Annotated in this window: 12 protein-coding genes; 11 read left to right on the top strand and 1 reads right to left on the bottom strand. The window is 40.4% G+C overall.

Going from position 1 to position 12,483, the window contains the following annotated elements; all coding sequences use genetic code 11:
* Nucleotides 1-24: 24 nt before the first annotated feature.
* Nucleotides 25-390 carry a Uma2 family endonuclease gene (locus PL9631_RS15690; protein WP_083621710.1) on the top strand — a complete coding sequence of 122 codons (366 nt, stop codon included), beginning with the start codon at nucleotides 25-27 and terminating at the stop codon, nucleotides 388-390.
* Nucleotides 391-399: 9 nt separating this feature from the next.
* Here PL9631_RS15690 and PL9631_RS15685 read toward each other — a convergent pair whose 3' ends face one another.
* Nucleotides 400-1,902, bottom strand: a complete 1,503-nt coding sequence (locus tag PL9631_RS15685; protein WP_083621708.1) for a CPBP family glutamic-type intramembrane protease — start codon at nucleotides 1,900-1,902, stop codon at nucleotides 400-402.
* Nucleotides 1,903-2,048: 146 nt separating this feature from the next.
* Here PL9631_RS15685 and PL9631_RS15680 point away from each other — a divergent pair, with 146 nt between their 5' ends.
* The 10 genes from PL9631_RS15680 (at nucleotide 2,049) to PL9631_RS15635 (ending at nucleotide 12,411) form a co-directional block, all read left to right on the top strand.
* Nucleotides 2,049-3,407 (top strand): histidine phosphatase family protein, encoded by a 1,359-nt coding sequence (locus tag PL9631_RS15680; protein ID WP_083621706.1) that lies wholly within the window; start codon nucleotides 2,049-2,051, stop codon nucleotides 3,405-3,407.
* An 80-nt stretch (nucleotides 3,408-3,487) separates the two neighbouring features.
* Nucleotides 3,488-4,834 (top strand): dihydroorotase, encoded by a 1,347-nt coding sequence (locus tag PL9631_RS15675; RefSeq protein ID WP_083621704.1) that lies wholly within the window; start codon nucleotides 3,488-3,490, stop codon nucleotides 4,832-4,834.
* A gap of 67 nt (nucleotides 4,835-4,901) precedes the next feature.
* Nucleotides 4,902-6,200 (top strand): DNA cytosine methyltransferase, encoded by a 1,299-nt coding sequence (locus PL9631_RS15670; protein WP_083621702.1) that lies wholly within the window; start codon nucleotides 4,902-4,904, stop codon nucleotides 6,198-6,200.
* Between the two features lie 178 nt (nucleotides 6,201-6,378).
* Nucleotides 6,379-7,059, top strand: a complete 681-nt coding sequence (gene deoC / locus PL9631_RS15665) for a deoxyribose-phosphate aldolase (protein ID WP_083621700.1) — start codon at nucleotides 6,379-6,381, stop codon at nucleotides 7,057-7,059.
* A 13-nt stretch (nucleotides 7,060-7,072) separates the two neighbouring features.
* The gene (gene recO / locus PL9631_RS15660) at nucleotides 7,073-8,005 is read left to right on the top strand and encodes a DNA repair protein RecO (protein WP_083621698.1); all 933 of its coding nucleotides are present in this window, start codon (nucleotides 7,073-7,075) and stop codon (nucleotides 8,003-8,005) included.
* A gap of 105 nt (nucleotides 8,006-8,110) precedes the next feature.
* Nucleotides 8,111-9,580 carry an MFS transporter gene (locus tag PL9631_RS15655; RefSeq protein ID WP_083621696.1) on the top strand — a complete coding sequence of 490 codons (1,470 nt, stop codon included), beginning with the start codon at nucleotides 8,111-8,113 and terminating at the stop codon, nucleotides 9,578-9,580.
* A 58-nt stretch (nucleotides 9,581-9,638) separates the two neighbouring features.
* Nucleotides 9,639-10,253 carry a hypothetical protein gene (locus tag PL9631_RS15650; protein ID WP_083621694.1) on the top strand — a complete coding sequence of 205 codons (615 nt, stop codon included), beginning with the start codon at nucleotides 9,639-9,641 and terminating at the stop codon, nucleotides 10,251-10,253.
* An 89-nt stretch (nucleotides 10,254-10,342) separates the two neighbouring features.
* Complete coding sequence (locus tag PL9631_RS15645) at nucleotides 10,343-11,578, top strand: LL-diaminopimelate aminotransferase (RefSeq protein WP_083621693.1); 1,236 nt, start codon at nucleotides 10,343-10,345, stop codon at nucleotides 11,576-11,578.
* 148 nt (nucleotides 11,579-11,726) lie between these two features.
* Entirely contained in the window at nucleotides 11,727-12,005 is a 279-nt protein-coding gene (locus tag PL9631_RS15640; protein WP_197046384.1) for a ribbon-helix-helix domain-containing protein, read from the top strand.
* Complete coding sequence (locus tag PL9631_RS15635) at nucleotides 11,992-12,411, top strand: type II toxin-antitoxin system VapC family toxin (protein WP_027249567.1); 420 nt, start codon at nucleotides 11,992-11,994, stop codon at nucleotides 12,409-12,411. The genes PL9631_RS15640 and PL9631_RS15635 overlap by 14 nt, the downstream gene beginning before the upstream one ends.
* The last annotated feature ends 72 nt before the right edge of the window (nucleotides 12,412-12,483 follow it).

Below are 12,483 nucleotides of genomic sequence, written 5' to 3'. Positions count from 1 at the left end.
GTGGAGCAAAGTTGAGGTAAAAATATGACACAAACCAGAGTAAAACTAACGTTTGAGGAGTATTTAACTCATAATGATGGCACGGATCAGCGATATGAATTTGTTCAGGGTGAATCAGCAATTCTTTATACACCACCTTTATTAGCGATTGAGGTGATTAGTCCTGACTATCGGGATGTAGATATTAAGGATAAATTAGTTGAATATCAATCCCTGGGAATTCCTGAATATTGGACAGTGGATTGGAATTGTTTGAACCCTAATGTGACAGTGCGAAATCTGAGTATAGAAGGGTTTTATACGGAAAAAGTATTCACCGGATTGGATAAAATTACCTCCCCGATGTTCCCCGAATTAGAATTGACAGTTGCGGATCTTCTTGATGCTTGATCTATTATTCTAACTTCCGCCACTGCCCAAAACATATAAACTCAATAAAGTGCCACTATTCCATAGTCCGTGCATGAACATGGGGGCTAATAAATTGCGCGATCGCGTATACACAAACCCCAGAACAATTCCTAATGTCATTAAGGGCAAAATTTCCGACACATTAAAATGCGCCACGGCAAAGAGAAATCCACTTAAAAGAATCGCACTTCCCAGGGGAAGATAACGGGTTAAAGACGGTAATAAAAATCCTCGAAACATCATTTCTTCAAAGATCGGTGCCGCGATGGATGCGGTGATAAAAAATATCCCTAAAGCCACACTATCTCGACTTTCTAAAGCAATTGGTAATAAAGGATTACTGCCTCCTTGTCCATCCCAAAATTTCTGATTAATTAAAGACACTAAAATCACCAACGGTAAGGCAACTAAATAGCCCCCCAAACCCCAAACAAACCAATTATCTTTGAGTTTGAAAGTAAACCAACCTTCGGGTAAAGGAAAATAGGGCTTAATCGAAAAATACAAAACCGAAAAGCCTCCCAGCATTAATAAAAGATAGGTGATTAAAATATAAACTGCCTGAGTCCTGACATCAAAACTACTGGGCTGAAGATTTAATCCTTGAAAAACGGCTCTTAAAGTTAGGGGAATAAACAATTGCCCCAATAAGGAAAAACCCACTACAAAAACCTGTAAAATAATTTCCCCATTCCAAGGAATTAACCAAGCCACATCCATATTAGTTGCCAAAACGGAATCCTTGCCTTTGAAGATTAATTGAATTCCTAAAACAATGGCTAATAATAATCCCATGACTAATCCCATCCCCGGAATAGCACTGACAACCATTAACTTAAAAATCGCTTGTTCAGAGCGTTGCTGTTGTTGTGTTTCTAAAGTAATTAAGGCTTCTGGACGCTGTTGTAACGTATAGAGTTTAACTAAGGCTTGATAACGAAACCAACCCTCTAAATAGTTTTGGACAATGGGTTCAGCATCGGGTAATAATCGGGCGGGAGTTTGCCATAATCCGATTAAAACCTCTGCGGTTTTTGCGGTTTCAACCCGACTCGCTGGTTCAGATTCAACTAAACTTTTCCAACTCTGTATAGCTTGCTCAGAAGATCCGATTTGAGTTTGTAAAATCCCGATTCTCAGTTTTAAATCTCGATTCAGTTGTTCTAATTCCTGTAAAGAACTTGCTGTTATTTGTTCTTGATTTTCTTGAAATTTAGTTAAATTTTTGGTGACAGATTCTTCTACCTGTTGATATTGTTTCAGGGCTTCCTGTACCGGAGTTTTACCAATTAAATTATCGCGTAATGTGATTAAACTATCGGCTTGTTGTTCCCTTCCTTGCCATTGGGACGCTTGAAGCAGTAAATTGGTTTGATACAATTCTAAACGGCTTTGAATTTGAGGTTGAGTCCAACTATTGAGTAACGATAAACCCAAAAAGCTAATGGCTAATAAGGTTAAAATTGCTAAAATCCAGCGTTTGGGTGTCATGATTTCAAAACGTGAGAATAAAATATTGCCGAGTTTGAGCCAGAAACACAACATTCTAACTGATACTGTTCCAAACAAGGTACAATGACATCTGGCTTAAATTCGGTTCAGTCCAGAGTCCAAAATTCCCACTCCTCAATTTAACAATGACGACCCGTGTAATTCTTGTCCGTCATGGTCAAAGTACCTATAATGCCCAAAGTCGAATTCAAGGTCGCTTGGATGCCTCTGTTTTGACAGAGAAAGGTTCTGTGGCCGCTCAGAAAGTCGGTGATGCCTTGAATGGTTTAAAGTTTGATGCTCTCTATTGCAGTCCTTTGCAACGGGCGAAACAAACGGCCCAAATCATCATAACGCACCTGTCTGACCCCCCAAAGGTTCAGCCGAGCGACCTGTTAATGGAAATTGATCTCCCCCTGTGGGCGGGGATGGAGCGTCAAGCGGTGATAGAACAGTTTCCCCAAGAGTATCAGACGTGGCACGACTCGCCCCATGAGTTCTCAATGCAGGTTCCCACACCGGAAGGGGAAAAACAACATTTTCCGGTATTAGCATTATTTGAACAGGCGAAACAATTCTGGCGGGAAATTTTAGCCCGTCATCAAAATCAAACGATTTTATTAGTAGCTCATAATGGAATTAATCGTTGTTTAATTGCGACGGCTTTAGGACTTCAACCCAAATTTTATCAAAGCGTACAACAGTCTAACTGTGGGATTAGTATTTTAAATTTTACTAATATTATCCCCGGAGAATTACCGAAACCTGCGGATGTGCAGTTGGAGTCAATGAACTTAACAACTCACGTTGGTCATAAAGTTCCTTCTGTGCGCCCCGGTCATCAAGGGCCGCGATTATTATTAGTTAGACATGGGGAAACGGAATGGAACCGCATGGGTCAATTCCAGGGACAAATTGATGTTCCGTTGAATGATAATGGTCGAGAACAAGCTCGGAAAGCGGCGGAATTTCTCAAAGAAATTAAAATTGATTTTGCGGTGACAAGTCCCATGGCACGTCCCAAGGAAACCGCAGAAATTATATTACAAAATCATCCGGGGATAGAATTACAATTAGAACCGGAATTTTGTGAAATTAGTCATGGTTTATGGGAAGGTAAATTTGAGGCGGAAATCGAACAATCTTACCCTGGATTATTAGGGGAATGGAAGACAGCACCCCAAACGGTTCAAATGCCTGAAGGTGAGAATTTACAACAGGTTTGGCAACGTTCTTTAATTGCCTGGAAGAAGATTGTTGAAACCTATAATCACCAAAATGTAACTATATTAGTGGTTGCCCATGATGCGATTAATAAGGCGCTTTTGTGTCAATTATTTAATCTGCCTCCAGATCATTTTTGGAACTTTAAACAGGGTAATGGTGCGGTGACTGTGATTGATTATCCCCAAGGAATTGAGGGTTTACCTGTGTTACAAGCGGATAATATTACCAGTCATTTATCGGGTAGTATTCTCGATAAAACGGCGGCTGGAGCGTTATAGTTGACGGTTGACTGTGTGGAGAGAGACGCGCTGTGGCACGTCTCTACTGCACCCTAAAACCAACACCTGATATAGCGAATATGAATTGTCAACTTTTAAAGCAAGTTCGTGTGATTGATCCGGTTTCTAAACGAGATCAAATTGCTGATATTTTGGTTATTGATGGTTATATTAAAACCATTGAATCTGAAATTACTGATTATCCTGAAAATACCCTAATTATTAATAGGGAAGGGTTGATTTTAGGGCCGGGATTAGTTGATTTATATAGTCACAGTGGGGAGCCGGGATTTGAGGAAAGGGAAAACTTAAATTCTTTATTAAATGCTGCTGCTGCTGGAGGATTTACCCGGTTAGCAGTTTTACCTAATACTATTCCAGCTATTGATAACCCATCAACGGTCACATTATTACAACAACGATCTGAAAAAGTTGCTATGCTCAATTCTGAGTTTCAGCGTCCAAAATTATATGTTTGGGGTGCATTAACTCAAGATGTTGCGGGTCAACAAATGACGGAATTGAGTGAATTAGCAGATGCGGGTGTTGTGGGTTTTGCGGAGGGTAAACCTCTGGAAAATTTAGCCTTATTAAGAAGAATATTAGAATATTTAAAACCTTTAAATAAACCCTTGGCTTTATATGCTTGCGATCGCCAATTAGCAGTTAATGGAGTCATGCGAGAGGGGCATGATTCTATATTATGTGGTTTGCCCGGAATCCCTCAATTTGCTGAAACCGCAGCCTTAGCCGCCATATTAGAATTAGTAGAAGTAACGGGAACTCCTATTCATATTATGCGGGTTTCTACAGCCCGAAGTGTAGAATTAATTGCCCAAGCTAAGGCTCGTAATTTACCGATTACCGCCAGTATAAGTTGGATACATTTATTATTAAATACAGCATCTATTAATCGCATTTGGAATCGACCATTAGAAGATGACGACCCCACAATTCTTACTTCTATTCCTCTCCCATATAACCCTAATTTAAGAGTTGATCCCCCCCTGGGAAATCCATCGGATCAACAGGCTTTAATTCAAGGACTGGAAACGGGAATTATTGATGCGATCGCGATTGATCATACCCCCTATGGTTATGAAGAAAAAACCGTTGCCTTTGCCGACGCACCCCCGGGTGTGATTGGGTTAGAATTAGCATTACCTCTATTATGGGAAACTTTTGTTGAGTCGGGGCGATGGTCAGCCTTAGATTTATGGGGATTTTTAAGCAGTAACCCGGCTATTTGTTTACAACAAACTCCCTATTCTATTCAAGCGGATCAACCCGCAGAAATGATATTATTTGATCCTAAAACTTCTTGGGTTGTTAACGCCAATACCCTAAAATCTCGCTCTATTAATACTTCCTGGTTGGGGCAAGAAATTACCGGGCGGGTGATCCAAACTTGGTCGCCTGTATGTTAGTATATATTAGCCGTTGATCACAATAACTTAGACTCTAATTTGATATTTTAAGTAAAAATAATTAACTGTGAAGACTCAAAAACGACCGATTGCTGTAGATTTGTTTGCGGGTGCGGGAGGCATGACCCTGGGTTTTGAACAGGCTGGATTTGATGTTTTAGCCGCCGTGGAAATTGACCCGATTCATTGTGCAACCCATGAATATAATTTTCCCTTTTGGAAGGTGTTTTGTCAAAGTATTGAAACCCTCAAGGGATTAGAAATTAGACAGAATTCTGAGATTGGCGATCGCGAGATTGATGTGGTGTTTGGGGGGCCACCTTGTCAGGGTTTTTCGTTAATGGGAAAACGGGCTTTTGATGATCCGAGAAATAGTTTAATGTTTCATTTTATTCGGTTAGTTGATGAATTACAACCGAAATATTTTGTTTTAGAAAATGTTCCAGGTTTAACAGTGGGAAAACATCGACAATTTATTACTGAGATTATTGATAAGCTGCAAAGTCAGGGTTATCAAGTCCTAGAAAACTATCAAGTTTTAAATGCTTCCTATTATGGTGTCCCTCAAGATCGATCGCGTTTATTTATTTTAGGATCTCGGCAAGATTTACCCTTACCTGGTTATCCTCAACCGATCACAAAATCGCCAAAAGTTAATCCTAAAATTGATAATAAATTGAATAACTTTTCTCCCTGTCCGACGGTTTGGGATGCCATTGGAGATTTACCAACTATTGAACAATATCCTGAATTATTCTTAAAAGATTATACCTTAGCAGAATATCAAAAACCAAGTAGTTATGCTCAATTATTGCGGGGATTACTTTCGGTTAAAGATAATTTTTCCTATCCGAGAATTTTTGATCAAAATCTGTTAACCTGTAGCTTGCGATCGCGCCATTCTCCCACATCTACCGCCCGATTTGAAGCCACGGAATGGGGAAAAACCGAAAAAATTAGTAGATTTCATAAACTCCATCCCCAAGGTTTATGTAATACTTTAAGAGCCGGAACACCTAGCAACCGAGGCGCCTTTACTTCCCCCCGTCCGATTCATCCCTATACCCCCCGTTGTATTACAGTCAGAGAAGCCGCCCGCTTACATTCCTATCCCGACTGGTTTAGATTTCAAGGGACAAAATGGCACGGTTTTCGACAGGTGGGAAATTCTGTTCCGCCCTTATTAGCTAAAGCAGTGGCGGGGGAAATTATCAAGATTTTGGGGATAATTCCCAGTCAACCAACGGAAAAGAAAAAATTAGGTGATGATGCGTTATTATATTTGAATCTATCCCAAGCGGCAAAACTCTATAATGTTGATCCCCATGTAATTGAGCCTAGAAAAAGAAAGAATCAGAGTAAATAATTTATATCGCAATCCCCAATAGTTTATAATAACTTACAACTGACAGGAAACAGCCAGAAATATTATTTCTATTCCCTATTCCATTGTTACTGAGCGAAGTCGAAGTATTCCCTTGTGTTCAATAATTTAAAATTGCTCTATAATAGAATTAATCTCTCACTGAATTACTATAAATTTTATGGCTAAATCTATTAATCCTAATGGATTAGATATTACTCCCTATATTGACCATACTTTACTGAATCAAACGGCAACACCGGAACAAATTCAACAGTATTGTTATGAAGCAGAAAGATATAAATTTGCCAGTGTTTGTGTGTTTCCCAGTTATGTTAAATTCGTGAAAGAATTACTGCAAGGAAAATCACCCCAGGTCTGTACTGTGATCGGATTTCCCACCGGAGCTACAACTTCCAAAGTTAAACTTTATGAAGCTCAAGAAGCGGTTGAAAATGGCGCGACGGAATTAGATGTGGTGATTAATTTAAGTTGGCTGAAAACAGGAAAAACCGAGGAATTGCATCGAGAAATTGCAGAAATTTGTGAAGAAACCGGACAAACGGTAAAGGCAATTATTGAAACCAGTGTACTGACAGATGAGGAAAAATGTTTAGCAGTTGAGGTGTTAATGGATACAGGAATTGCCTATATTAAAACCAGTACGGGATGGTATGGTGGGGCGACCGTGGCCGATATTGAACTAATTAAATCTGTCACCAAAGGACGCATCGGAATTAAAGCCTCCGGTGGCATTAGTACCTACCAACAAGCGGTTGATTTAATTGTAGCAGGAGCCACTCGTTTAGGCACTTCTCGCGCCGTTGATATTTTAAAAACCGAAACCAAAAAAGAGAGTTAATAGACAAGATTCAATGAGTAAAACCTATAGTGCTACGGGGATTAATTTAAAAGCCCAACCCTTTGGAGAATCCGATCGACTCTTAACCATTTTAACCCGGGAATTTGGATTAATTAAAGCCATTGCCCCCGGAGCCCGAAAAGCCAAATCTCCGTTAGGAGGACGGAGTGAATTATTTGTTGTCAATCAATTATTAATTGCCAAAGGGCGATCGCTTGATAGAATAACTCAAGCAGAAACCGTCACCACCTATGGAGGCTTAAGTAAAAATTTAGGTAAATTAGCCGCCAGTCAATATTTAGCAGAATTAGTCCTAAGTCAAGCCCTGGGCGACCATCAGCAAGAGGATTTATTTATCCTACTCAATGAACATTTAAACCGTTTACAAACTCTTTCTAATTCCCATTTAGTTGCTAATTCCACTCATATTATTGCCTGTTTAACCCAAGGAATTTTCCATCTTCTCGCCCTAGGTGGAACCGCACCTCAAGTACAATTATGTTGTTTAAGTCAACGACGACTTCAGCCTAATTTTACCGATGAACATTGGCGGGTTGGGTTTAGTATTGAGACCGGGGGAATTATTAATTTATCGGAGTGGAGTCCATCCCCTCTCAAACCGAAAAAACCGATTACCGTTGCCTCCAAACCCCCTACAGTTAAGGAGTCTGGGAACCTTTACACCATAGAAACTGTGCCTCAACCTCAACTTAAAATTAATACAAAACTTACCGCCGGACAGTTGGCAATTCTGCAACACTTAGCCCAACCCGAACTCCTTAACCCAGAGGTGTCATCCCGATCTGAACTGATTCTAGCTTGGGACTGGATGACCGTAGAACGAACATTACGACAATATACAGAATATCATTTAGGGTGTTGTATCCGTTCCGCGTCGCTGATTGATACCTTTACCCACCAATTTATTATTGATCCCCCATTTTGATATCAGTCATGCCACTGATCCAATTAATCAATAAAATGTTAGGGAGGGAGTGTCAATTTTCGCTCAAGCCTGACTGATCTTGGAATAGCAATTTAAGATTATAAGATGCGATCGCCAGATTTAGAACAAAACTTTAAATTCCATCCACCCTTGGCCATTATGAAAGATTGGGAGACTGACTCCTTGATAGAAATTACCCCGTCTAGTTCCGCAGAATTGGACAATGGAAAAAATAATTACGATCACAATAGCCCTGTTCCTGAACCCCCAGGGGAACAAGAAAGGGGATTTTTACCCGTCCTGAGAAACAAAAATTTCCTCGCCCTTTGGAGTGGACAACTGTTTTCTCAACTGGCGGATAAAGTTTATTTAGTATTAATGATTGCCATTATTTCTACTCGATTTCAACAGGCTGATCAAACCATTAGTGGTTGGGTATCAGCAATTATGATGGCGTTTACCATTCCTGCAATTTTGTTTGGGGCAGGTGCGGGAGTATTTGTAGATCGATGGTCAAAAAAAGCGGTTTTAGTGATTACCAATCTATTACGCGGGGGGTTAGTTATGTCTTTACCCCTAGTTTTATGGCTGTTTCAAGATCAATATTTCGGCCAGTTACCCGTAGGATTTTATATTTTATTAATCACTACTTTTTTAGTCTCTACCCTGACTCAATTTTTTGCCCCGGCAGAACAATCAGCAATTCCTTTAGTCGTGGAAAAACGTCATTTATTATCCGCTAATTCTCTATATACCACAACCATGATGGCTTCGGTGATTGTAGGGTTTGCGGTGGGAGAACCCCTATTAGCCCTGGCGGATTTAATTGCTAATCAAATCGGTTTACAATCCATCGGAAAAGAAGTGATTGTCGGGGGAGAATATGTAATTGCCGGGTTGATTTTAATGCTTTTAAATACCCAAGAAAAAAATAATAATTCTGATCATGAACAACCCCATATTTTAGAAGATTTACGGGATGGAATTCGTTATTTAAGCAATCATACTTTGATTAGAAATGCTTTACTCCAATTAATTATTCTGTTTTCAATTTTTGCCGCCCTAGCGGTTTTAGCCGTGCGTTTGGCGGAAATTATTCCCGAGATTAGTTCCTCCCAGTTTGGCTTTCTCTTAGCCGCTGGAGGGGCGGGAATGGGTCTTGGAGCAACGCTTCTGGGGCATCTGGGGCATCGATTTACCCATTTTCAATTGGCGTTAATGGGTTCTTTTGGAGTCGCCGGATCATTAGGGGGATTATCCCTCTTTAATGAACGATTATGGCCGACTTTGATCTTGATTTTCGGCTTAGGAGTTTTTGGGGCAATTGTGGCAATTCCCATGCAAACCACGATTCAAGCGGAAACCCCGGAAGAAATGCGAGGAAAAGTCTTTGGTCTTCAGAATAATGCGATTAATATTGCCTTGAGTTTACCCTTAGCCTTGGCGGGATTTGCGGAAACTTTAATCGGGTTATCTAATGTGTTTTTGAGTTTAGCCGGATTAGCGATCGCCGGGGGTTTTATCACTTGGTTAATCTCTCGAAATGCACCCCATATTACGGAAGAAAAATTCTAGGATGTGTAAGCGTTCTTTGCACGCACCAACAGCCAACCATCAACAACCCTAAAATCCTATGGAAAATGATCTTCTGCTGTTAGAAAAAGTAGCTAAATTTGTGTTAACAGGGCATGGAGAAAAGCCCAATTCTTCTATTATCGCTGAAACCTTAATTCGATGTGAAAATCAAGCCAAAAAAACTAAAGAAAAGCATAGCTTTGAATCCTTGATCGGAAACTGGCGACTCTGTTGGGTCAGTGGAACCCAGAAAATCCGTAAACAAGCCGGATTTGTTAAAAGCGGCGGACTTTATATTCCTAGTTTTTTGAATTTACAAATCATCTATTCTCGATATCCCCATCCCCTATTAAAAATAGAAACACCCCCAGAAATAGACGCAGGAATTATTCAAAACTGTGTTAAATTAAATCAGTTTAATTTAACTTTAACTGGCCCCGCAAAATTTTTAGAAAAAAAGAATATTCTCGCTTTCGATTTTACCTATGTTACCTCCAAACTTTTTGGCTTAAATCTTTATGACGGTAAAATGCCCGGAACCTCCAGTAATTCTGAAAAATTTTATCAAGATTCTATCAAAAAACAAGCCTTTTTTGCCTTTTTTGTGATTACTCCCAATCTAATTGCAGCTAGGGGTCGAGGCGGTGGTCTTGCCCTCTGGGCAAAAGTTTGAAAAAGCGATCCCAAACCCTTGTATGATAGAAGGTTCAGTTATTTTTGAACACTGAAATTACACCCTAAATTTTGCATTTGCAATCAACTATGGCAACCCTGAACGATAACTATCTCAAACTCAAAGCCGGATATCTATTTCCCGAAATTGCCCGCCGGGTGAATGCGTTTGCAGAAGCCAACCCCGACGCCAAAATCATCCGTTTAGGCATTGGGGACGTCACCGAACCCTTGCCCCAAGCCTGCCGCCAAGCCATGCTTCAGGCCGTCGAAGACATGGGCAACCGTGACACCTTCAAAGGTTATGGCCCGGAACAGGGCTATGGTTGGTTACGCGAAAAAATTGCAGCCCACGATTTCCAAGCTAGAGGTTGTGATATTTCCGCCGATGAAATCTTCATTTCCGACGGTTCAAAATGCGATACAGGCAATATTTTAGATATTTTTGGAGATGATAATATTATCGCCGTTACTGACCCGGTTTATCCCGTTTATGTCGATACAAATGTGATGGCAGGACACACCGGAGATGCTAATGAAAATGGGGAATATGGGGGATTAGTTTATATTCCAATTACGGCGGAAAATAATTTTACTGCTGCTATTCCCACCCAAAAAGTGGATTTAATTTATCTGTGTTTTCCTAATAATCCCACGGGGGCAACGGCAACCAAAGAACACTTAACCGCCTGGGTAGAATACGCTAAAGCCAACGGTTCTATTATTCTCTACGATGCCGCCTATGAAGCATTTATTTCTAACCCTAATTTACCCCGTTCTATCTATGAAATTGAGGGGGCAAAAGAGTGCGCCATTGAGTTTCGTTCCTTCTCTAAAACCGCCGGATTTACCGGAACCCGTTGCGCTTTTACGGTGATGCCTAAAGGGTTAAAAGCTAAGGCTAAAGATGGTTCCGATGTGGAATTATGGAAGTTATGGAATCGTCGGCAAGCCACTAAATTTAACGGCGTTTCTTATATTATTCAACGGGCGGCGGAAGCGGTTTATTCGGAAGCAGGAAAAGCCCAAGTTAAGGCGTTAATTCAATTTTATATGGAAAACGCCCAAATTATTCGGGAGCAATTAACGGCAGCCGGATTAAGTGTTTACGGCGGAGAAAATGCCCCCTATGTTTGGGTGAAAACACCCCAAGGTTTATCGAGTTGGGATTTCTTTGATAAGCTATTACAAACCTGTAATGTTGTCGGGACTCCGGGTTCTGGTTTCGGTGCGGCGGGTGAAGGATATTTCCGTATTTCTGCTTTCAATAGTCGGGAAAATGTAGAAGAAGCAATGCGAAGAATTACCGAGAAATTTAAGGTTTAAATTGTTGGGTGGGCAATGCCCACCTAATAATGCGATCGCCGAAAACTCACGACTCACGGTAATAGCGATCTCAATACTCTGAATATAATTCGGACTATCGTGTAAGAGTCTTTGAATTTTTTGAGCTATAGTATTGTCATACAGAGTTATGACAAGCAAAAATATGAGAGTTAATGCAAGGCTCGATAGCGATCGCGCTAATAAGTTTAATTACATTCGCCAGCGTACCAATCAAGGTGCGTCCGACATCATGAAAGCGGCGATCGATCTTTACTATGAAAAATTATATCAAGAATCCTCTGTAAAGCCTTTGCAACTTCTTAGGGAATCAGGGTTGATTGGTTGTGCTGAAGGGGACTCTGATTTGTCGGTTAATTACAAGCAATATCTCACTGAAAGTCTTAACGAAAAATATGGTCATCGTTGATTCTGGCTTTTGGATAGCATTAATCAATCGCCGTGATGATTATCATGTTCTCGCTCAAGAAGTTTTAGATACGATTGATGAGCCTCTGGTTACAACATGGTGTGTGATTACGGAAGCTTGTCATATTCTCTTGAAACGTACAGGCACAAATGCTCAACAGACGTTTATTCATAGCTTAGAAATTGGTGCTTTTGAGGTTTTTGATCTCAAGGTTCAAGATGGGAAAAGAATCAGTGAATTGATGAATCAATATAGTTCTCTGCCAATGGATTTAGCGGACGCTTCATTGATTATTCTTGCCGAACATTTGGGGCATGGGCGGATTCTATCTGTTGATTTTCGGGACTTTAATACTTACCGATGGAAAAATCGTCATCCTTTCGAGAATTTGATGTCTATTAACTGAAGCGATCGCCTAAAAATCCCGCCTCACAATAATAGCGATCTCGCTACTAAAACAAACGCTATTTTTTATTAA

It is taken from the genome of Planktothrix paucivesiculata PCC 9631 (assembly GCF_900009265.2).
GTDB lineage: Bacteria > Cyanobacteriota > Cyanobacteriia > Cyanobacteriales > Microcoleaceae > Planktothrix > Planktothrix paucivesiculata.
The sequence above is the reverse complement of the archived record's forward strand: the minus strand, read 5'-3'. Positions and strand labels throughout refer to the sequence as shown.

Excerpts from the sequence above, each read along its gene's own strand:
- PL9631_RS15650 (WP_083621694.1), top strand. The coding sequence starts at position 9,639 with ATGGAAAATGATCTTCTGCTGTTAGAAAAAGTAGCTAAATTTGTGTTA.
- recO (WP_083621698.1), top strand. The coding sequence starts at position 7,073 with ATGAGTAAAACCTATAGTGCTACGGGGATTAATTTAAAAGCCCAACCC.
- PL9631_RS15635 (WP_027249567.1), top strand. The coding sequence starts at position 11,992 with ATGGTCATCGTTGATTCTGGCTTTTGGATAGCATTAATCAATCGCCGT.
- PL9631_RS15675 (WP_083621704.1), top strand. The coding sequence starts at position 3,488 with ATGAATTGTCAACTTTTAAAGCAAGTTCGTGTGATTGATCCGGTTTCT.
- PL9631_RS15645 (WP_083621693.1), top strand. The coding sequence starts at position 10,343 with ATGGCAACCCTGAACGATAACTATCTCAAACTCAAAGCCGGATATCTA.
- PL9631_RS15685 (WP_083621708.1), bottom strand. The coding sequence starts at position 1,902 with ATGACACCCAAACGCTGGATTTTAGCAATTTTAACCTTATTAGCCATT.
- PL9631_RS15640 (WP_197046384.1), top strand. The coding sequence starts at position 11,727 with ATGACAAGCAAAAATATGAGAGTTAATGCAAGGCTCGATAGCGATCGC.
- PL9631_RS15655 (WP_083621696.1), top strand. The coding sequence starts at position 8,111 with ATGCGATCGCCAGATTTAGAACAAAACTTTAAATTCCATCCACCCTTG.
- PL9631_RS15690 (WP_083621710.1), top strand. The coding sequence starts at position 25 with ATGACACAAACCAGAGTAAAACTAACGTTTGAGGAGTATTTAACTCAT.
- deoC (WP_083621700.1), top strand. The coding sequence starts at position 6,379 with ATGGCTAAATCTATTAATCCTAATGGATTAGATATTACTCCCTATATT.
- PL9631_RS15680 (WP_083621706.1), top strand. The coding sequence starts at position 2,049 with ATGACGACCCGTGTAATTCTTGTCCGTCATGGTCAAAGTACCTATAAT.